The organism is Methyloversatilis sp., assembly GCF_965284615.1.
GTDB lineage: Bacteria > Pseudomonadota > Gammaproteobacteria > Burkholderiales > Rhodocyclaceae > Methyloversatilis.
The window spans coordinates 1,231,495-1,253,076 of record NZ_OZ260098.1 but is presented as its reverse complement, the minus strand read 5'-3'; the positions used below and the strand labels follow the sequence as shown (position 1 = coordinate 1,253,076).

The window sequence follows — 21,582 nt, the reverse complement described above, 5'->3', positions numbered from 1 at the left end:
CAAAGCGACGAAGGGCCCGGTCATGGTCGGCACGCTCAGATCAGCAGCAGCAGAGGCAGCAGCCACCAGACACGGAAGGCCGGTGCCGGCTCCGGCACCGTGATCGCCTGCGTCGGCGCCCAGTCGCCCTCGAAACCGTCGGCCGCGAGGCTGCGCACGCGCAAGTACCAGGTGCCAGGCTGGGCGTCACGCAAGAGCCAGGACGGGCTGTCAGTCTGCGCATCGACGGCGGGCGCGGCGAAGTCCTCGCTGCGGGCGATCTGTATGTGGTAACGCATGCCGTCGCCAGCATCGCGCCAACGCAGGGCCAGCCCGCCGGGCCCGGCCTGCGGCGGCTCCATCGCGGGGCCCGGCGGCGGCCGACGGAAGGTCTGCGCGTCGCTGAACGGACCGACACCCTCGTCCGGGTTCCGGCTGGCGATGCGCCAATGATAGATGCCCGGCGGCAGCGCATCGTCCGGGCGATAGACCGGTTCGCTCAGATCGCTGCGATCGACGCGCGGGGCGTCGAAACGCGGATTGTCGGCGATCTGCAGGCGCCAGCTTTCGTCCGGGCGGGCACGACTCCAGCGCAACTGCGGCCGTTCGTCGCTGACCCGCGCCTCGGGTGCCGGTTCGACCAGCACCGGTGGCTCGGGCCGTGCATCCACTTTGAGCGTCCACTCGCCATCGCGCCCCTCGAAACCGTCGGCGTCGATGCCGCGCACGCGCACATGGTAGTCACCGTCTGGAAGATCCGCCGCGACGACAGCCGGACGATCGCCGGTGCGGTCGGACACGACGGTGTCGAAACGGCCGTCGGCCGTCACCTGCACACGGTAGGCACGGGCGGCGTCAACTGGCGGGAACGGCAGATTGATCGGCAGGCGGTCGGCGAACAGCGGCTGCCCAACGGGCGCCGGCAGCAGCGCGCGCGGCGGCGTCACCGCCTGGCCGGCCTGCGCCGACGCGCCCTGCCCGGCGTCGAGCGCCTGGCTGCCGGCCTCGTTACCGAAAGCGACCTGGCCTTCGAGCACTTCGCTGCGCGCACTGCGTTCGTCGGCATGGACGCGGAACTGCGTACCGCGCACCGCCGCCACCGCCGCCGGCGTCTGGATTTCGAAGCGCCCGGCCGGCCCGCTGCGCGGCGCCACCAGGCTGTCGACCGAACCGCGCAGCAGTTCAAGCCGGACCCAGGACCCCGCGCCGGCGGCGAAATCGGCCGACTGCTGCACGCCCAGTTCGCTGCGCGGACGCAGCTGGACGCGGCTGCCGTCGGCGAAGGCCAGCGCCACGCTGCCCGCCTCGCCGGTCACCAGCCGCGAGCCCGGCTCCAGCTTGTCGCCGGCCTGAGCCGGGCGGGTGCGGCCGTCGGCAACGGCGATGGTCACGTCGCCGCGCACCGCATCGATGCGCACTTCGCGCGTCTGCAGGCGCAGCCACTGTTCGGGAATCAGCAGCCGGCTGCCCGGCACCATCCGGCGCGGCTCGCTGATCCGGTTGTACTGCTGGATGCGCGGCCAGTAGGAAATGTCCTTCAGGTAGCGCTGGGTCAGATTCCACGGGTTGTCGCCGGGGCGCACCTCGTAGGCGAAATCGGCGGCCAGCGCCGGCGTGCCACAAAGCAGCACAGCACCCGGAAGGAGCGCACGGCGCACTGAAAGGGCGAGAGGGTGACGCAGCAACGCATTCTCCCGAAAGGCAATTTCAGGATTCTATGCTCACACGCTATGCATTTCACTTTCAACTGCAGCGCCGCGTGAACCTGTTCCGGTGGCGGCCAGAACATGCGCGCCAGCATGCACCTGTTTCGACTGCCGCGAAAGGCGGCCCGCGACCGCCGGCGGCGGGGCGGTCAGCGGGCTCAGCGGCTGTTTTCGGCCGGCGGGTCGTCCGCGTTGCCGGCGACGGCTGAAGGCGTCACCCGCCCCCCACCGCCTTGTTCAGCAGCGTACTGGCCGAGAACTGCCGGCCGCGCAGCTGCATCAGGCTGCGTTCGTTGTCCAGCGCCGCGGTCTGGGCGGTGACGACTTCGGTGTAGCTGGCGGTGCCGGCGCGGTAGCGGTTCAGCGCCAGCGTTTCGGCCTCGCGCGCGGCGGCGAGGGCCTGTTCGCGCAGTGCGGCTTCATCGGCAAGCAGGCGCAGCGCGCTCAGGTTGTCCTCGACCTCCTGCAGCGCACCGAGCACGGTCTGCCGGTACTGGGCCACGGTCACGTCGTGCGCGCCGCGGGCGGATTCGATCTGCGCGTCGCGCCGGCCGCCGTCGTACACCGCCTGCGCCAGCGACAGGCCGAAGGACCACACCAGATTGGACGCGTTGAACCACTGCGCGAAGTTGTTGCCGGCGTAGCCGGTCGAGGCGTTCAGCGTCAGCGACGGAAACCACGCCGCCTGCGCGACGCCGATGCGCGCATTGGCGGCGGCGACGCGGCGCTCGGCGGCGGCGATGTCGGGCCGGCGTTCGAGCAGGGTTGACGGCAGGCCGACCGGAGTTTCCGGCGGCGCGCCCTGCCAGTCCGCTTCGGCCAGCGAGAAGCTGGACGCCGCCTCGCCGACCAGCACCGCGATCGCGTTGGCGAGCTGGGTGCGCGTCAGGTCGAGATCGACCGCCTGCGCCTGCGCGGCGCGCAGCTGGGCCAGCGCGCTCGCTTCGTCGCCGCGCGTGGCGACACCGGCGGCAACACGGTTGCGCGCCACTTCCAGCGCCTTCTCGTAAGCGGCGACGGTGCGCGCATACAGCGCGCGCTGGCTGTCGGCGGCACGCAGCTGGAAGTAGTTCTGCACCAGTTCGGCCTGCAGCGACAGGCGCACCGACGCGAGATCGGCGGCGCTGCCCTGCAGTTCGGCGCCGGCGGCTTCGACCTCGCGGCCGATGCGGCCCCACAGGTCGGCTTCCCAGCTGGCGTCGAGGCCAAGCTGAGTGGTGTTCGACTGGTTGGCCGAGCGCCCCTGGATCGCCGCGCTGCGGCTGCGCTGCGCGGACGCGCTGAGCCCGACCTCCGGCAGGAAGCCGGCCCGCGCCTGCTGCGCGGCGGCGCGTGCCTGACGGTAGTTGCCGAGCGCCACGCGCAGGTCCTGGTTGGCGCGGTCGGCGCGGGCGATCAGGTCATCGAGCACCGGGTCGCCATAGGCCCGCCACCAGTCGCCGCGCGGCAGGTGGTCGGCCGGCTCGGCCGGCTTCCAGCCGTCGGCGGCGCGGTAGTCCTGCGGCAGGTCGAAGGCCGGCCGCTGGTGGTCCGGGCCTATCGTGGTGCAGCCGGCGAACAGCGCGGCCAGAAGAAGCGGCAGTATCTTGTTCATGGCGAGACCGGGCGCGGCGTGCGCGCGATGAGGCGGCCGCAGAAGCGGCTGAAGCGTTCGAGATAGAGATAGGTGACCGGCGTCGTGTACAGCGTCAGCAGCTGGCTCACCACCAGGCCGCCGACCACCGCGATGCCCAGCGGCTGGCGCAGTTCCGAACCTTCGCCGAAGCCGATGGCCAGCGGCAGCGCACCGACCATGGCGGCCAGTGTGGTCATCAGGATGGGACGCAAACGCAGCAGGCAGGCCTCGCGGATCGCCGCCTGCGGCTCCAGCCCGCGCGTGCGTTCGGCGTCGAGCGCGAAGTCGATCATCATGATGGCGTTCTTCTTGACGATGCCAATCAGTAGCAGCACGCCGATCACCGCGATCAGACCGAACTCGATGTTGAAGGCCATCAGCGCGAGGATGGCGCCGATGCCGGCCGACGGCAGCGTGGACAGGATGGTGAGCGGGTGGATCAGGCTTTCGTACAGGATGCCCAGCACCAGATAGACCGCGACGATGGCGCCCAGTATCAGCAGCGGCTGGTTGTCCAGCGACTGCTGGAAGGCGCGCGCCGAGCCCTGGAAGCCGGCGTTGATGCTGGCCGGCACGCCGATGTCGGCCATCGCCGCGCGCACCGCGTCCATCGCCTGCGCCAGCGTGACGCCTTCGGCGGTGCCGAAGGACACGGTGGTTGACACGCGACCGTCGAGGTGGGCGATGGACAGCGGCATGACGCCCTGCTCGACCCGCGCGAAACTGTCCAGCGGCGCCAGCCCGCCGTCGGCGGTGGCGACGCGCACCGAATCCAGCGCCGACAGGTCCTGCGCGCGTTCGGGTGCGACTTCGAGCACCACCTTGTACTGGTTCAGCGGTTCGTACAGCGTGCTCACCTGACGCTGGCCGAAGCCGTCGTACAGCTCCTGATTGACGATGCCCGGCGTCAGGCCGAGACGGGCCAGCGTGTCGCGGTCATAGACCAGCCGCGTCTGCGAGGCGCGGTCTTCCTGGTCGGTGCCGACATCGACCAGCTGTGGCAGGTCGCGCATCGCATCGCGCACCTTGGGCACCCACTCGCGCAGCGCGCGCAGGCTGTCGGCGGTCAGCGTGAACTGGTACTGCGAGGACGAGCGCAGGCCGCCGACGCGCAGGTCCTGCGCCGCCACCAGGAAGAGCTGCACGCCTTCGATGCGCGCCAGCTTGCCGCGCAGCCGGCCGATCACCTGTTCGGCCGACGCACCGCGCTCCTTCAGCGGTTTCAGATTGACGAAGAAGCTCGCGTTGTTGGCGCCGCCACCGCGCCCGCCGCCGGTGAAGGCGCTCACGTTGTCCACCGCCGGGTCGCTCCTGATCGCATCGACGGCCTGCGCCATCTTCTTCGTCATCGCCTGATAGGACGTGCTCTGGTCGGCGCGCAGGCTGCCGAACAGCCGCCCGGTGTCCTGGTTCGGGAAGAAGCCCTTGGGCACGATGGAAAACAGCCAGAAGTTCAGCGCGATGGCGCCGAGGAAGATGAGCATGACGATGCGCGTGTGGCGCAGCGCCCAGTCCAGGCTGTGCGCGTAGGCGATCTGCAGGTCGTCAAACACGCGGCCGAGGGCGCGCTGCCAGCGCGCTTCCTGCTCGACCGGACTGTGCCGCAGCAGGCGCGCCGCCAGCATCGGCGCCGCGGTCAGCGACACCACCATGGACACCAGCACCGCTACCGACATGGTCAGCGCGAACTCGCGGAACAGCCGGCCGACCACACCGCCCATCAGCAGGATGGGAATGAACACCGCGACCAGCGACAGGCTGATCGCCACCACCGTGAAGCCGACCTCGCGCACGCCGGCCACCGCTGCCTCGAAGGGCTTGAGCCCGCGCTCGATGTGGCGGGCGATGTTCTCGATCACCACCACCGCGTCGTTGACGACGAAACCGGTGGCGATGGTCAGCGCCATCAGCGACAGATTGTTCAGGCTGAAGCCGAGCAGGTACATGACGGCGAAACTGCCGGCCAGCGATACCGGCACGACGACCGCCGGGATCAGCGTCGCCCGCGCGTTGCGCAGGAACAGGAACACCACCAGGATGACCAGCGCGATCGAAATGACCAGCGCGATCTCCACCTCGTGCAGCGCGCTGCGTATGGTGACCGAACTGTCCATCGCCACTTCCATCCGCGCCGCCGCCGGCAGGCTGGCACCCAGCTCCGGCAGCAGTTCGCGCACCCGCTCGACGGTCTCGATCACGTTGCTGCCCGGTCGCTTGGTCAGCACCAGCAGCACGGTCGGCTTGCCGTTGGTCAGGCCGAGATTGCGCACGTCCTGCACTGAATCCTCGACCCGCGCCACGTCGCCAAGACGCAGCACCGCGCCCGAGGTATGACGCAGGATGAGCGGCACGTAGTCCTCGGCGCGGCGCGCCTGGTCGTTCGCCTCGATCTGCCAGTAGCGCTCGCCGTTCTCGACGAAGCCCTTGGGCCGGTTCACGTTCGATTCGGTGATGCGGTTGCGCACGTCGGCCAGCGTCAGGCCGCTCTGGTGCAGCGCTTCCGGATTGACCTGCACGCGGATGGCCGGCAGCGCACCGCCGCCGACGGCCACTTCACCGACCCCCGGAATCTGCGCCAGCTTCTGCGCCAGCACGGTCGAGGCCACGTCGTACAGCCGCGGAATGGGCACCGTGTCCGACGTGATCGCCAGAATCATGATGGGCGCGTCGGCCGGATTCACCTTGCGGTAGCTCGGGTTGGACGGCAGGCTGGTCGGCAGGCTGGCGCGCGCGGCGTTGATCGCCGCCTGCACGTCGCGCGCCGCCCCCTCGACGTCGCGGTCGAGGTCGAACTGCAGCGTCACCCGCGTATTGCCCTGCGAACTGCTGGAGGTCATTTCGGTGACGCCGGCGATGCGGCCCAGCGTGCGCTCCAGTGGCGTGGCAACGGTCGCCGCCATCACCTCGGGGCTGGCGCCCGGCAGCGCCGCGCTGACCGAGATGGTCGGGAAGTCGACCTGCGGCAGCGCCGACACCGGCAGCAGCCGGAAGGCCAGCGCACCGGCCAGCGCGATCGCCGCGGTCAGCAGCGCGGTGCCGACCGGACGGCGGATGGGCAGTGCCCAGGCACTCATGCGCGACCGCCCTCCGTCGCGTCGATAGCCGCGTGGCGCAGCTTGAACAGCCGGCCGAAAGCCAGGTAGATGACCGGCGTCGTGTACAGCGTCAGCACCTGGCTCACGAGCAGGCCGCCCACCATGGTGAGGCCGAGCGGGAAGCGCAGTTCCGAGCCCATGCCGCCACCGAACACCAGCGGCAGCGCACCGAGCAAGGCCGCGGCGGTGGTCATCAGGATGGGGCGCAGGCGCAGCAGGCAGGCCTGGAAGATCGCATCGCGCGGCGCCATGCCCTCGTTGCGTTCGGCTTCGAGCGCGAAGTCGATCATCATGATGGCGTTCTTCTTGACGATGCCGATCAGCAGGATGATGCCGATCACCGCAATCATGTCGAGCGCGTGACCGGCCAGCAGCAGCGCCAGCAGCGCGCCGATGGCGGCCGACGGCAGCGTGCTCAGGATGGTCAGCGGATGAACATAGCTTTCGTACAGCACGCCGAGCACGATGTACATCGTCACCACCGCGGCCAGAATGAGCCACAGCGTGTCGCTGAGCGAGGCACGGAAGGCCTCGGCCGCGCCCTCCCACCTCAGCGTCATCGTCGTCGGCATGCCGAGCTGCGCGCGTATCGACTCGACCGCATCCACCGCCTCACCCAGCGATACGCCGTCCGGCAGGTTGAACGACAGCGTGGCGGCGGGGAACTGGCCCTGACGGCCCATGGCCAGCCGCGCCGGGCGTTCCTCGACGCGCACCAGCGTGCCCAGCGGCACCTGCAGGCCATCGGCCGACATCACGTGCAGTTGCGCGATCGCCTCGGGGCCGATCTGGAACTGCGGCTGCACGTCGAGCACCACGCGGTACTGGCTGGACTGGGTGAAGATGGTCGAGATCAGGCGCTGACCGAAGGCGTTGTACAGCGCCGCGTCGATGTCGGCGACGGTGACGCCGACGCGGGCGGCCGCGGCGCGGTCGATGTCCACATAGGCCTGAAGGCCGCCGGTGGCCAGATCGGTGGTGACCTGGGTGAGCCGGTCCGACTGCTGCAGCGCGGCCGCGAGTCTGGGCACCCACTCCAGCAGATCGTCGTGGTTGGTGGCCTGCACGACGAAGGGGTACTGCGCGCGGCTGACGCGGTCCTCGATCGTCAGGTCCTGCACCGGCTGCAGATAGAGCGCGACGCCCGGCACCTCGCGCGCCGCCGCTTCGAGCCGGCGCGCGATCTCCGGCGCGCGGTCGCTGCGTTCAGACAGCGGCTTCAACCTGATCTGCATGCGGCCGGTGTTCAGCGTCGGGTTCTGGCCATCGACACCGATGAAGGAACTGACGCTGTCAACATCCGGGTCGCGCAGGATGACCTCGGCCAGCGCCTGCTGGCGCGTGCTCATCGCGGCGAAGGAAATGGTCGGCTCGGCTTCCGACATGCCCTGGATCAGCCCGGTGTCCTGCACCGGGAAGAAGCCCTTGGGCACCGCCAGGTAGAGCAGTGCGGTCACGACGAAGGTGGCGACTGCAGCGGCCAGCGTCAGGCGCTGGTGGTCGAGCACCCAGCGCAACGTGCGTGAATAGCCGGCCAGCAAGCGGGCGTACCAGCCCTCGTGCGCGTGTTCGCCCTCGGCCTTCAGTAAGCGCCCGGCCATCATCGGCGTCAGCGTCAGCGACACCACGGCTGACAGCAGGATGGCGATGGTGAGCGTCAGCGCGAATTCGCGGAACAGGCGGCCGACCACGTCCTGCATGAACAGCAGCGGGATCAGCACCGCCACCAGCGACACGGTAAGCGAAATGATGGTGAAGCCGATCTCCTTCGCGCCGTCGAGCGCGGCCTGCATCGCGCCCTTGCCCATTTCGAGGTGGCGGGCGATGTTCTCGGTCATCACGATGGCGTCATCGACGACGAAACCGGCGGCGATCACCATCGCCATCAGCGTCAGGTTGTTCACCGAGAAGCCGGCCAGATACATGATGGCGAAGCTGCCGATCAGCGACAGCGGCACCGCGATCGCCGGAATGACGGTGGCGCGCGCGTTGCGCAGGAACACGAAGATGACGGCGACCACCAGCAGCACCGCCATCACCAGTTCGATCTGCACGTCGCGCACCGAGGTGCGGATCGATTCGGTGCGGTCGGTCAGCACCTGCACATCGACCGCGTCCGGCAGCGAGGCCTGCAGTTCGGGCAGCAGCGCATTGATGCGGGTGACGACGTCGATCACGTTGGCGCCCGGCTGGCGCTGGATGTTCAGGATGAGCGACGGCGTTTCGTTGGCCCAGGCCGCGAGCAGCCGGTTCTCCGGGCCGTTGACCACCTCGGCGACGTCCTGCAGCCGGATCGGCGCACCGTTCTTCCAGGCGATCACGCTGCGCCGGTATTCGTCGGCCGAGCGCAGCTGGTCATTGGCGTCCAGCGTGGTGGCGCGCGTCGGGCCGTCGAAACTGCCCTTGGCCTGGTTCGAACTGGTGGCCACCACCGCGGCGCGCAGCTGTTCCAGGCTCAGCCCGTAGGAAGCGACCGCCGACGGATTCACGCGTACACGCACGGCGCGCCGCTGGCCGCCGGAAATGCTGACCAGACCGACACCCGACTGCTGTGAAATCTTTTGCGCCAGCCGGTTGCTCACCGCTTCTTCGAGCAGGTGCAGCGGTACCGCCTTCGAACTGACCGCAAGCGTCATGACCGGCGCGTCGGCCGGATTCACCTTGCTGTAGATCGGTGGCGCCGGCAGTTCGTTGGGCAACAGCGTGCTCGCGGCATTGATCGCCGCCTGCACTTCCTGCTGCGCGGTGTCGAGCGAGATGTCGAGACCGAAGCGCAGCGTCACCACCGAAGCGCCGGCCGAACTGAGCGAATTCATCTGCACCAGCCCGGGCATCTGGCCGAACTGGCGCTCCAGCGGCGCGGTGATCAGCGAGGTGGTCAGTTCCGGACTGGCGCCCGGATAGAAGGTGACCACCTGCATGGTCGGATAGTCAACCTGGGGCAGTGCCGATACCGGCAACAGACGGTAGGCGAGAAAGCCGGCGACCAGCAATGCCACCATCAGCAGCGAGGTGGCCACCGGCCGCAGGATGAACAGGCGGGACGGATTCATCGGTGCCGCTTCAGTGAGCTGGCGGCGGGCCGCGTCGGCCCGGTGCGCCGCCATTGCCGGCGCGCGGCGCGGACGGGGTGTCGTCGAGCTTCACCTTGTCACCCTCGCGCAGACGGTCCACGCCGTCGGTCACGACGCGTTCACCCGGCTGCAGGCCTTCTGTCACCTGCTGCAGTTCGCCTTCGAGCACGCCGGTCTTCACCGGCCGCATGACCGCCTTCATCTCCGCGTCAACGACATAGACGAAAGGACCGCTGGCGCCACGCTGGATCGCCGACACCGGCACGACGATGGCGTCGGCGATGGTGTTGACGCGCAGCTTCACGTTGACGAACTGGTTCGGAAACAGTGCGCCGTCGCGGTTATCGAACATCGCCTTGGCTTTCACCGTACCGGTGGCGACGTCGATCTGGTTATCCAGGATGCGCAGCGTGCCGGTCGCCAGCACGGTGCGGTTGTCGCGGTCGCGCGCCTCGACCGGCAGGCCACCGCGCGCAATGGCACTGCGCACCGCGACCAGTTGCGGCTCGGGCAGCGCGAACACGACCGAGATCGGCGCGTCCTGCGTGATGGTGAGCAGGCCGTCGGCGTCGGAGCTGCGCACGATATTGCCCGGCGTGGCCAGACGCAGGCCGACGCGGCCGCTGATCGGCGCCGTAATGCGGGCGTACTGCAGCGACAGCCGGGCGCTGGCGATGGTGGCGTCGTCGGCCAGCACGGCCGCTTCGTACTGACGCACCAGCGAGCGCTGGTTGGTCACCTGCTGGGCGGCGATCGAGTCCTGGGCCAACAATGTCTCGTAGCGCGCCAGGTCCTCCTTGGCATTGGCCAGCAGCGCCGCGTTGCGCGCCTTCGCCGCTTCGCCCTGCGCCAGTTCGACCTGGAATGCGCGCGGATCGATCTGCGCCAGCAGGTCACCCTTCTTCACCCGCTGACCTTCGGTGAAATGCAGCGACTGCAGTTCGCCCTCGACCCGGCTGCGCACCACCACGCTCTCGATCGGCGTCACCGTACCCAGCGCGGCCAGATGCACCGGCAGATCGGTGCGTTGCGCCAGCGCACTGCCGACCCGCGTATCGCCACCGAAGCGGCGTGCGCCACCCGGAGGACCGCCCGGCGGGCCACCGGCCCGCATACCTGGGGGGCCGCCCTCGCCGTCGGCCGGCTTGGTGCGTTCGTTGGCGTAGAACCAGCCGGCGGTCAGGCCGGCCAGCAGAAGCAGCATCATGATCCAGGGCCAGCGCGGCTTGCGCGTGGCCGGAGCGGCATCGTGTCCGTGTATGGTCATCGGGATGGAAGGACGTTGTTGGGTACGACAGACGGTCGAGACCCGATCATTATTGTGGGTGCCTGTTAATCGAAACGCTGCCAGAGCCGGCGGCAGGTGAATGCAGTGTAAACGGCGACGACAAAGCTGCGTCCGCGGGTGAGTGGAGCGTGCGACCGGTCGGCGAGTTCCTACAGACCTGCGATCGCCCCGCGGCTATCCTCGTCGGCTCCCAAGCAGCCAGTGCCAGTACTTCTTCAGCGCGGCCTTTCGTGACAGGCGGGCACCGTCGCCCGCCGCCCCGCATCATCCAGCGTCCGGTCGCTTCCCCTCCAATCAATCGGAGTCGAAGCCTTGTTCGTTCATCTCGCACCGCTGGCCGCCTTGCTCGGCGGCGTCGCGCTGCTGCTGCTCGGCAGCGGCCTGCTCACCACATTGCTCGCCGTGCGCGGCGGCATCGAAGGATACGGCAGTCCATTCATGGGATTGCTCGGTTCGCTGTTCTTCGGCGGCTTCCTGATCGGCACCCGCGTCGCGCCGGCATTGATCCGCCGCGTCGGCCACGTACGCGCCTTCGCGTTCTTCACCTCGGCGGTGGCCTGCAGCGTGCTGCTGCACGAAATGTGGGTCTCACCGTGGGTGTGGGCGCCAGTGCGCCTGATCACCGGCATCGCCATGGTCGGGCTGTACGCCATCGTTGAAAGCTGGCTCAACAGCCAGGCCGCGCCGGCACAGCGCGCCCGCGTGTTCGCAACCTATATGGGCGTGAATCTGGGCGCACTGGCACTGGCCCAACAACTGCTGCATGTCGGCGACCCCGCCACGCATGCGCTGTTCGTACTCGCCGCACTGCTGGTGTGCGCGGCGGTGATGCCGGTGACGGCGACACGACTGAGCCAGCCGCAGATCGACAGCGCAGCGGCGCCGGCGCTGCGCAGCCTCTACCGCAAGGCGCCGATCGCCTTCGACGCCGCCTTCGCCTCCGGTCTCGCGATGGGCGCCTTCTGGGGTCTGGGCGCGGTATGGGCCGACCGCAGCGGGCTGGGTACGTCCGGTGTGGCCGCCTTCATGAGCGCGACCATCGTCGGCGGCGCGCTGTTCCAGTGGCCGCTGGGCCTGTTGTCCGACCGTCACGACCGCGGCCGCGTCATCACGCTGGTGGCCTTCGCCGCCGCACTGCTGGCGCTGCTGCCCCTGTTCGCCCTGCCCTTCGGCGCCGACGCGACGGCGACGGCCGGCCTGCTCTATGGCGGCTTCGCGTTCGCGCTCTACCCGATGGCGATGGCGCGCCTGATCGACCGGCTCGACCCGCACGAAGTGCTGGCCGGCAGCAGCGGACTGCTGCTGGTGCACGGCATAGGCGCAGCACTCGGCCCGCTGGCCGCCGGCCTGGCGATGGCCGTGCTGGGACCCGACGCGCTGCCGATATGGTTCGCGCTGACCCAGGGCGTGCTGGCGCTGCTCACCTCCTCGCTGCTGCGCCGGGTGCCGGCGCAGATCACGCTGCAGACGCGCTTCCTGCCCATGGTGCGCACCACCTCGACCGCCTTCGAACTGGCCGGCACCGCCCGCCACGATACCGACACATCCACCCCGGAGACCCGCTGACCTTCACCCCACCTTTCAACCTTGCCACAGGGAGTACGACATGCTCATTGCTACCGATCTGGACGGCACCTTTCTTGCCGGCGATGCGGATGCGCGCCAGCAGCTCTATCAACTGATCAGCAACGATCCGGACATCACGCTGGTGTTCGTGACCGGCCGCGGTCTCGAAGCCGTGCTGCCCATCCTGTCCGATGCAGCCATCCCGGTGCCGCACTACGTCATTGCCGACGTCGGGGCCACCGTGGTCGATGGACGCACCCGACAGGCTGTGCAGCCGCTGCAGGCCGACATCGATGCGCTGTGGCCGGGCGAGCGCGCGGTGAGCGAGGCACTGGAAGGCATTCCGGGCCTGCAGCGACAGGAGGTGCCGCAGCAGCGCCGCTGTTCCTATTTCTGCGACAGCGACGCGGTGACCGACGACCTGCGCCGGATCGCCCACGAACTGAACTGCGACCTGCTGTACTCGGCCGACCGCTATCTCGACTTCCTGCCGCGCGGCGTGAACAAGGGCAGCACGCTGCGCCGGCTGGTGCATGACCTCGGCGTCAACATGAATCAGGTGCTGGTGGCGGGCGACACGCTGAACGACCTGTCGATGTTCGAACAGGGCTTCCGCGGCGTCTGCGTCGGCGAATCGGAAGCGGCGCTGCTGGCCGCCACCGCCGACCGCACGCGCGTGCTGCATTCGCGCCGCGTGGGCTGCGCCGGCATCCTCGAAGCACTCGATTTCTTCCGCTTCGTCAACCGCGCACTGCTGCTGCCGCCCGGCAGCGACACCATGGCGCCCTGCGGCAAGTCGGAGCGGGTCATCGTCTATCACCGCCTGCCCTACGAAGAGGTGATCGACGACGACGGCACCATCCTGCGCCGGCCGCACCGCTCGCCGAACGGCATCATCCCGACCCTGCTGAGCTTCTTCGCCGATGGGCGCACAGGTTCGTGGATCGCCTGGTCGAGCGCGCACGCGGGCGACGCCCGCTTCGAAACGCACACCACGGTCGATCGCGAACAGTACCCCGGTCTGCGCTGCGCCCGCGTCGAACTGTCGACGCAGGACGTGGACATCTTCTACAAGCGCTTCTCGAAGGAGGCCTTCTGGCCGACCCTGCATACCTTCTGGGAACGCGCGCAGTTTCGCGAAGACGACTGGCAGGTGTTCCTGAAGGTGAACCGGCTGTTCGCCGAGCGCACCGCGGCCGAGGCGGCGCATGGCGCGACGGTGTGGCTGCACGACTACAACCTGTGGATGGTGCCGGCGGCGCTGCGCGAGCTGCGGCCCGACCTGAAGATCGCCTTCTTCCATCACACCTATTTCCCTTCGGCCGACGTGTTCAACGTGATGCCATGGCGGCGCGACATCGTCGGCAGCCTGCTGCAGTGCGACTACATCGGCTTCCACATTCCGCGCCAGGCGGAGAACTTCGTCAACGTCGCGCGCGGTGTGGCGCCGCTGCGCGTGCTCGAAACGAAGAACTGCGCACCGCGCTTCCTCACCTACGGTTGCGCGGTCGGGCTCGACGAAATGACGACGGCAATCGAGGTGCACGGCCGGCGCATCGGCGTCGGCGCACACCCGGTCGGCCTTGATGTCGGACGCATCGGCCGCATTCTCGCCGACACGCAGAGCGCGCGCCTGATGGACCGTCTGCGCCGCGAGATGTCGGGGCAGCGCGTCATCCTGTCGGTCGAGCGGCTGGACTACACCAAGGGCACGCTGGAGAAGCTGCTCGCCTTCGAACAGCTGCTCGAACAGAACGAGGAACTGCGGCAGAAGGTGACGCTGATCGCCGTATGCGTGCCCGCAGCGAGCGAAATGACCATCTACGACACGCTGCAGACGCAGATCGAACAGGCGGTCGGCCGCATCAACGGACACTTTTCGCGCGTCGGCTGGACGCCGGTGCAGTTCTTCTTCCGCCCCATCCCGTTCGCCGAACTGGTGGCCTACTACGCCATCGCCGACGTCATGTGGATCACGCCGCTGCGCGACGGGCTCAATCTCGTGTCGAAGGAGTATGTCGCCACCCAGGGGCTGATACAGGGCGGTGGCGTACTGGTGCTGTCGGAGTTCGCCGGCGCAGCAGCAGAGTTGCACGGCGCCATACTGACCAATCCGCACGACCGCAACGACCTGCGCGACAAATGCCTGTACGCGCTGAACATCCACCGCGCCGAAGCCGAGTCCCGGCTGCGCGAACTGTTCGCCATCGTCCAGCACAACGACATCGTGCGCTGGGGTGCGGAGTTCCTGGCGGCGGTGGAGTCTCCCGCAGACGGCTATCAGGCAATTGCCGCCTGAGGCTCCGAACGCGCCCGCAACTGCTCGACGCGGCATGGGTGCGGCTGACGCCGGCACCCATGCCTGCGCCCTTCACTCAGGTGCACACGCGGCGACGGGCCACTCCTGCTACGAGGCCCAGCCCCGCCAGCAGCATCGCTGTGATCGCAGGCTCGGGAACCGCGGTGACTGCAGAGTAGGAATAGCCCTCAGCGATCACCAGCAGGCTGATCGGGGCCGGCGAGAACACAGGAAGCGAGTTCACATACAGTGCCTCAAGCGTCCCGCTCCCGCTCTCCGTATGGAAGAAGACCATTGAGTTACCAGGAGCTGACGAGCCATTGAAGTTCAACGACACCTTGCCACGGAAGATTTCATCATCACAAGAGGGAGCACAACCGACGATGTTGTAGGTGAAATCCACGCGGGCTCGTAGGCCCCCCAACGCGCCGTTTACGTACAACTCCGCCGCACGGCCCGAGTAACCGGCGAGATTTGTTCCATCAAGGCTGAATGCCAACACGTCGTCGTTGGCCGCTCCACTCATACCGCTCTCACTCAGGCTGATCGGCGTGGTCCAGTCGAACACGAACACATCCGCCTCGTATTCGGGCGTGAAAATATTCGTATTGAGTGCGACCTGCGTGACCTGATTCTCGAATGTCGGCTCCGGCATTGCACCGAATCTCTCGAAACGCAAGCTGCTCCAGTCGATGGAGAAATCGATCTTGGCGGCCGACGCCGGTACGGCAAGAACGGATAGGGCCGCAAACACGGCGCCGAGAAGGGGCTTCTTCATGAACTGACCTCTCTGTTTGAATTTGACGACGGCCGGCGGCAGAGCCGTCGCGCACAAGAAGACCGGCCATCGCATGCGGCAAGCCTAACCGCGCGGCATTCCACGAGCACGCCGCCATTGAAAACAACTGTGTCATCACATAAAAGAAGAGGGCTGCAGCCAAGGGCCTCCATGCGCCACTGAATAAAAAAAGCGCGGGACAAGCCCGCGCTCAAGTTCCTTGGAGGAGGAGAGGAAGTCTTCAGCGCGACGCGGTCGGCGCGTTCTCCAGCTTCTCGTCGTCGCCACCGCTCTCGATGCGGCCGGACCAGCCACCGCCCAGCGCCTGGTAGGTGTTGACCAGCGCAGTCACGCGGTCGAGCCGGGTAGCGATGAGCTGGCGCTCGGCCGACAGCTTTTCGCGCTCGGCATCGAGCAGCACGATGCGACCCGCGCGGCCGGCTTCGTAGTTTTTCTCGGCGAGGTCGCGTGCCTTGGTCGTGGCGTCGTACAGCGTCAGCGTCTCGTCCATCGCCTCACGCGCGCCGCGTGCGGCGGACAGCGCGCTCAGCGCGTCGGCATAAGCCTGACGGGCCGCCTGCTGATAGGTCTGCGCGATCTGCGCGCGTTCGGCTTCGGACTGCGCAACGATGGCGCGCGTGCTGAGCAGGCCGACCAGCGGCTGCGCGATCGCTGCACCGATGTTCCAGGTGCGGGCGGACGACGACAGCAGGCTGCCCAGCGCCGCACTTTCACCGCCCAGGCCGGCCGTCAGCGATATGGTCGGGAACCACTGCGTGCGCGCCACTTCGACGCTCAGGCTGGCCGCCGCCAGATTGGCCTCGGCCGCGCGCACGTCGGCGCGACGCGCCAGCAGATCGGAACTGAGTCCAGCCGGAATTTCCGGCTGCACGGCGAGCGTGGACAGCGCCAGACCGCGATCCGGAATCCTTTCGACCAGTTCGCGCGGCGAGCGGCCGAGCAGCACGGCAAGCGCCGTTTCGGCCTGTTCGCGGCTGCTGCGCGTGGTGGCCAGAGCAGCCGCCACGCTGGCGCGTTCCGAGCGCGAGATTTCCAGGTCGTAGCGACTGATGGCGCCGCCGGCGAACTGCTTCTCGCGCAGCGCCAGAGCGGCTTCGCGCGTCGCCAGCGTCTGCGACAGCAGCGCTTCGTCGGCGTCGAGCGCACGCAGGCTGAAATAGGCGCGCGCCACCTGCGCCGTCACCGATGCGCGCAGGCCTTCGAGCGCGTAGCGGCTGGCCGCCAGTTGCTGACGCGCGACGTCGCGCTGACCGGACAGGCGACCGAACAGATCCAGCTCGTAGGACGCCGAAATGCCGCCGAGCACCGTGTTGTACTGGCGTGAGCGGCCCGGTATCGGCCGCTCGTTGCTGTACTGCTGACGCGAGCCGGACAGCGACAGGCTGGCGTCCGGCAGGCGGTTGATGCGCACCAGATCGAGCGCGGCGCGCGACGACTGCACGCGCTGCACGGCGATCACGACGTCGTCGTTGCGTTCGAGCGCCTCGGCGATCAGACCGTCCAGCACCGGGTCGCGGAAGCTTTCCCACCAGCGGTTGACCTCGGCCGGCGTGGTCGCGGTCACCGCCGGCAGGTCGAGTTCCGGCGTCGGCTTCGGGTTCAGTGCGCAGGCCGACAGCAGGGCCGCGGCCAGCGCGGCCGACAGCAGCGTGCGGCGCGCCGGATCAATGATGTGCGTGGACATGGGGCGTCTCCGGCTTGTGCACCTTCAGCTCGTCTTCAGGCGTCGCCAGACGGCGATCGACGATGAGCTTGTAGAAGAGCGGCACGAAAAAGATGGCGAGGAAGGTCGCGGCCAGCATGCCGCCGATGACGCCGGTACCAACCGACACCCGCGCGCCGGCGCCAGCGCCGGTCGAGATGGCCAGCGGCAGCACGCCGAGGATGAAGGCGAGCGAGGTCATCACGATGGGGCGCAGGCGCAGGCGGGCCGCCTCGATCGCCGCGGCGGCGACCGGATAGCCTTCGTGGTGCTTCAGCACCGCATACTCGACGATCAGGATGGCGTTCTTGGCCGACAGGCCGAGCAGCGTCACCAGACCGATCTGGAAATACACGTCGTTGGTCATGCCGCGCAGCCACACCGCCGCCAGCGCACCGAAGATGCCGAAGGGCATGGCCAGCAGCACCGAGAACGGCAGCGACCACTTCTCGTACTGGGCGGCGAGAATGAGGAACACCATCACCGCAGCCATGATCAGCGCCAGCGCGGCCGCACTCGACACGCGCTTCTCCTGGAAGGCGGCGCCGGTCCACTCGTAGCTCATGTCGCCCGGCAGATCCTTCACCAGCCGCTCGACCTCGGCGATGGCCTGGCCGGACGAATAGCCCGGTGCAGCCTGACCCATCAGCTTGACCGCAGGCAGGTTGTTGTAGCGGTCCACCGTGTCCGGGCCGGAGCTGTACTCAACCTTGGCGAAGGCCGACACCGGCACCATGTCGCCGGCCGTGTTCTTCACGTACAGACGGCCGATGTCCTCCGGCGTGCGGCGGTACTGGCTTTCGGCTGACATCAGCACCTGCCAGACGCGACCGAACTTGTTGAAGTCGTTCACGTAGAAGGTGCCCAGCGTGCCGGCCAGCGTGGTGAACGCATCGTCCAGCGGAATGCCCAGCGACTTCGCGCGTTCGCGGTTGACATCGACGTAGAGCTGCGGCGCATTCGGCCGCCACAAGGTCTGCAGGCCACCGGCCAGCACCGTGCTCTGATGCGAGGCGCCGACCAGCGCGCCCATGTTCTCGACCAGGCGCTTGGTGCCGCCGTCACCGCGGTTCTGCAGGTAGAACTCGAAGCCGCCGGTGTTGCCGAGGCCGAAGATGGCCGGCGGATTGAAGGCCAGCACCAGCGCCTCCTTGATGCCTGCGGTCTTGCCGAACAGTTCGCCCACCAGCTGCTGTGTGCTCATGTTCCGCTCATCCCAGTGCTTCTGGCTGACGAAGATGGTGGCCGCGCTGTTCTTGAAACCGCCGCCGATGAAGTCCATGCCGGCGAAGGCCATCACGTGCTCGTTGGCGGGGTTGGACTGGATGGCCTTCATCACCTCAGCCACCACCTTGTCGGTACGCTCCAGCGTCGCGCCGTCCGGCAGGAAGATGGCCGCGATGTAGTAGCCCTGATCCTCGTCCGGCACCAGCGAACCCGGCGTCTTGCTCCACAGGCCGGCGGTGATGATCACCATGCCGATGAACAGCACGACGCCGACCGCCGAGCGACGGATCATCCAGGTCACCGCACCGGTGTAGCGGTGGGTGACGCGAGCGAACCAGTCGTTGAACCACACGAAGATGCGCGCCGTGCTCTTGTGCTCGTTCTTCAGCAGCGCCACGCACAATGCAGGCGTCATCGTCAGCGCGACCAGACCGGACAGCACGACGGCGATCGAGATGGTCACCGCGAACTGGCGATACAGCTCGCCGGTCAGGCCGCCGAGGAAGGCGATCGGCACGAACACCGCGGTCAGCACCAGCACGATTGCAATGACCGGGCCGGTCACCTCGTGCATCGCCTTCAGCGCCGCTTCGCGAGCACTCAACCGCTGCTCGTGCATGATGCGTTCGACGTTCTCCAGCACCACGATGGCGTCATCGACCACGATGCCGATGGCCAGCACCATGCCGAACAGCGTGAGCGTGTTGATCGAGTAGCCCAGCACATGCAGGCCGGCGAAGGTGCCGAGCAGCGACACCGGCACCGCCAGCACCGGAATCAGCGTGGCGCGGATGTTCTGCAGGAACACGAACACGACGATGAACACCAGGATCATCGCCTCGCCCAACGTCTTCACCACCTCCTTGATCGACACCTCGACGAAGCGCGTGGTGTCGTACGGAATGGCGTAGGTCATGCCGGGCGGGAAGCGGGTCGCCATGTCGGCCACCGCGCCCTTCACCTCCTTGGCCACGTCCAGCGCGTTGGCGCCCGGCTGCAGGAACACGCCCATCAGCACTGCCGGCTTGCCGTTGTAGGTGCCGTTGAAGTCGTTGTCCTTGGAACCCAGTTCGACGCGCGCGACGTCGCGCAGGCGCAGCTTGGTGCCATCGGCGTTCGAGCGCAGGATGATGTTCTCGAATTCCTCGACCGTGGACAGGCGGCCCTTGGTGGTGATGGTGTAGACCATGTCCTGGCCGCCGCCGGTCGGCGACTGGCCGATCTTGCCGGCGGCGAACTGCGCGTTCTGCTCGCGCAGCGCACCGGCGATCTCGGGCACCGTGACGCCGAGCTGGGTCATGCGGTCCGGGCGTACCCAGATGCGCATGGCGTAGTCCTTGGCGCCGAAGATCTGCACATTGGTCGTGCCCGGAATCTTCTTGATGTTGTCGAGCACGTTCAGCGTCACGTAGTTCGACGTGTAGAGCTGTTCGTGCGTGCCATCCGGCGAGTAGAAGGCCATCACCGCCAGGAAGGCAGACGAACCCTTCTCGACCACCACGCCCTGCCGGCGCACTTCTTCCGGCAGACGCGCGTCGGCCTGCTTGACGCGGTTGTTCACGTTCACCGCCGCCTTGTCGGGGTCGGTGCCGATTTCGAAGGTGGCGTAGATTTCGACCACGCCATTCGAGGTCGAGGTCGAGCGCATGTACATCATGCCCTCGACACCGGTGATGACGCTTTCCAGCGGTGCGGCCACGGTCTGCGCGATGGTTTCGGCGGACGCGCCCGGGTACACCGCGCGCACCATCACTTCGGGCGGGGCGATTTCCGGGTACTGCGCGATCGGCAGCGTGCGCATGGCGGCCAGGCCGGCCAGCACCAGCAGGATGGAAATGACGAAGGCAAAGATCGGCCTGTCTATGAAGAAGCGCGAAAACATGGCGGCTCCTTACTGCGCGGCCGGTGCCGCAGCACCTGCCGGCGGCTGTGCCGGCGCGGAGCCGTCGTCAATGCGCACCGGCGAGCCGGGCACGAAGATGCGCGCCATGCCATCGACGATGACGCGCTCACCCGCCTTCAGGCCCTCGCGGATCACCCAGGCATTGCCCAGCTCGCCACCGAGCTGCGCCCATTCACCGAGCTTGACCGGTCGCGGCTGCGCCAGCGTCTTGCCTTCGGCTTCGGCGATCACGTATACGAACTTGCCGTTCGGGCTGTCGAGCACGGCGCGCTGCGGCACCGCGATCGCGTCCGGCCGGGTGGCGCCGGACAGCAGCACGCGCACGAACTGGCCGGGCGACAGCTTGCCGTCCTTGTTGTCGAAAGTGGCACGCAGCGCGAAGGCGCCGGTGCTGGTGTCTGCCTTGTAGTCCTGGAAGCCGAGCCGGCCGCTGCGCGGGAAGTCGCTGCCGTCCGAACCCCTGAGCTTGACCAGGAAGCCTTGCGGATCGAGCTTCAGCGCGCCGCGCGCGATTTCGTCGCGCGTGCGCAGGTATTCCACTTCACCGACGCCGAAGTTCACATAGGCCGGATCGGTCTGCGCCAGCGTGGTGAGCAGGCTGTCGGCACCGGCCACGGCAAGGCTGCCCTCGACCTTCAGCGCGCGGCCGGCGACGCCGCCCAGCGGCGCACGCACGTCGGTGTAACTCAGATCGATCTGCGCCTGCTGCAGTTGCGCCTCGGCTGCCTTGACCGCTGCACGCGCCAGATCGCGCGTCGATTGCGCGTCGTCGGCTTCCTTGCGACTGGCCGCCTCGGCCTCCGCCAGCGGCTTCACCCGCGCGTATTCGCGCTCGGCCTGAGCCAGCTGCGCCTTTGCCTGATCAAGCTGGGCGTCTGCTGAAGCGACACGCGCGCGGTAGGGCGCAGCATCGAGCCGGTACATCACCTGCCCTTCCTTGATGCGCTGACCTTCCTCGTACAGCCGCTTCTCGACGATGCCGGTCACCCGCGCCCGCACCTCGATCTCGCGCGAACCGGCCACCTGGCCGACGTAGTCGTAATGCACCGGCACTTCCTGCGGCGTCACGGTGAGCACCTTCACCGCAGCCGGCGGCATGCCGCCATTGGCGTGTCCGCTGCCTTCGTCCTTGCCGCAAGCAGCGAGTGCCAGTGCAAGCACCGTCGCCGACAGCACACCCGTGCGCCGAATGAAATCTGCCCTTGTCATCATGATCGTTCCCGGAAATCGGGCGCGGTCTCGCCGCGCGTCTATGGGGCACCCGCTATCCGGGTGCTCTTGTTCGTGATCGAATTATAAACATACATTCGTGTATGTTTAAAACAGGTC

General features: G+C 68.0%; 11 protein-coding genes. 2 read left to right on the top strand and 9 right to left on the bottom strand.

The features are described from left to right. Window positions 1-35: 35 nt before the first annotated feature. From ACQ66H_RS06005 to ACQ66H_RS05985, 5 genes are all read right to left on the bottom strand, one after another. Window positions 36-1,664, bottom strand: a complete 1,629-nt coding sequence (locus ACQ66H_RS06005) for a FecR domain-containing protein (RefSeq protein WP_430433224.1) — start codon at window positions 1,662-1,664, stop codon at window positions 36-38. 235 nt (window positions 1,665-1,899) lie between these two features. After that, window positions 1,900-3,279 carry an efflux transporter outer membrane subunit gene (locus ACQ66H_RS06000; RefSeq protein ID WP_430433223.1) on the bottom strand — a complete coding sequence of 460 codons (1,380 nt, stop codon included), beginning with the start codon at window positions 3,277-3,279 and terminating at the stop codon, window positions 1,900-1,902. Beyond that, window positions 3,276-6,374: a multidrug efflux RND transporter permease subunit gene (locus ACQ66H_RS05995; RefSeq protein WP_430433222.1), complete on the bottom strand. Its 3,099-nt coding sequence runs from the start codon at window positions 6,372-6,374 to the stop codon at window positions 3,276-3,278. Before ACQ66H_RS05995 ends, ACQ66H_RS06000 begins: the two co-directional genes overlap by 4 nt. After that, window positions 6,371-9,448, bottom strand: a complete 3,078-nt coding sequence (locus tag ACQ66H_RS05990) for a multidrug efflux RND transporter permease subunit (protein WP_430433221.1) — start codon at window positions 9,446-9,448, stop codon at window positions 6,371-6,373. Before ACQ66H_RS05990 ends, ACQ66H_RS05995 begins: the two co-directional genes overlap by 4 nt. Window positions 9,449-9,458: 10 nt before the next feature. Beyond that, window positions 9,459-10,676 carry an MdtA/MuxA family multidrug efflux RND transporter periplasmic adaptor subunit gene (locus ACQ66H_RS05985; RefSeq protein WP_430433220.1) on the bottom strand — a complete coding sequence of 406 codons (1,218 nt, stop codon included), beginning with the start codon at window positions 10,674-10,676 and terminating at the stop codon, window positions 9,459-9,461. 393 nt (window positions 10,677-11,069) lie between these two features. Here ACQ66H_RS05985 and ACQ66H_RS05980 point away from each other — a divergent pair, with 393 nt between their 5' ends. Together ACQ66H_RS05980 and ggpS are read left to right on the top strand one after the other, a co-directional pair. Then, entirely contained in the window at window positions 11,070-12,323 is a 1,254-nt protein-coding gene (locus ACQ66H_RS05980; protein ID WP_430433219.1) for an MFS transporter, read from the top strand. Between the two features lie 40 nt (window positions 12,324-12,363). After that, window positions 12,364-14,622, top strand: a complete 2,259-nt coding sequence (gene ggpS / locus ACQ66H_RS05975; protein WP_430433218.1) for a glucosylglycerol-phosphate synthase — start codon at window positions 12,364-12,366, stop codon at window positions 14,620-14,622. A gap of 76 nt (window positions 14,623-14,698) precedes the next feature. Here ggpS and ACQ66H_RS05970 read toward each other — a convergent pair whose 3' ends face one another. The 4 genes from ACQ66H_RS05970 to ACQ66H_RS05955 form a co-directional block, all read right to left on the bottom strand. Then, on the bottom strand, window positions 14,699-15,400 hold the full coding sequence (locus ACQ66H_RS05970; protein ID WP_430433217.1) for a PEP-CTERM sorting domain-containing protein: 702 nt from the start codon (window positions 15,398-15,400) through the stop codon (window positions 14,699-14,701). Between the two features lie 241 nt (window positions 15,401-15,641). After that, window positions 15,642-17,105: an efflux transporter outer membrane subunit gene (locus ACQ66H_RS05965; protein WP_430433216.1), complete on the bottom strand. Its 1,464-nt coding sequence runs from the start codon at window positions 17,103-17,105 to the stop codon at window positions 15,642-15,644. Beyond that, window positions 17,086-20,232: an efflux RND transporter permease subunit gene (locus ACQ66H_RS05960; protein WP_430433215.1), complete on the bottom strand. Its 3,147-nt coding sequence runs from the start codon at window positions 20,230-20,232 to the stop codon at window positions 17,086-17,088. The genes ACQ66H_RS05965 and ACQ66H_RS05960 overlap by 20 nt, the downstream gene beginning before the upstream one ends. A 9-nt stretch (window positions 20,233-20,241) precedes the next feature. Beyond that, window positions 20,242-21,465: an efflux RND transporter periplasmic adaptor subunit gene (locus tag ACQ66H_RS05955; protein ID WP_425762594.1), complete on the bottom strand. Its 1,224-nt coding sequence runs from the start codon at window positions 21,463-21,465 to the stop codon at window positions 20,242-20,244. Between the last annotated feature and the right edge of the window lie 117 nt (window positions 21,466-21,582).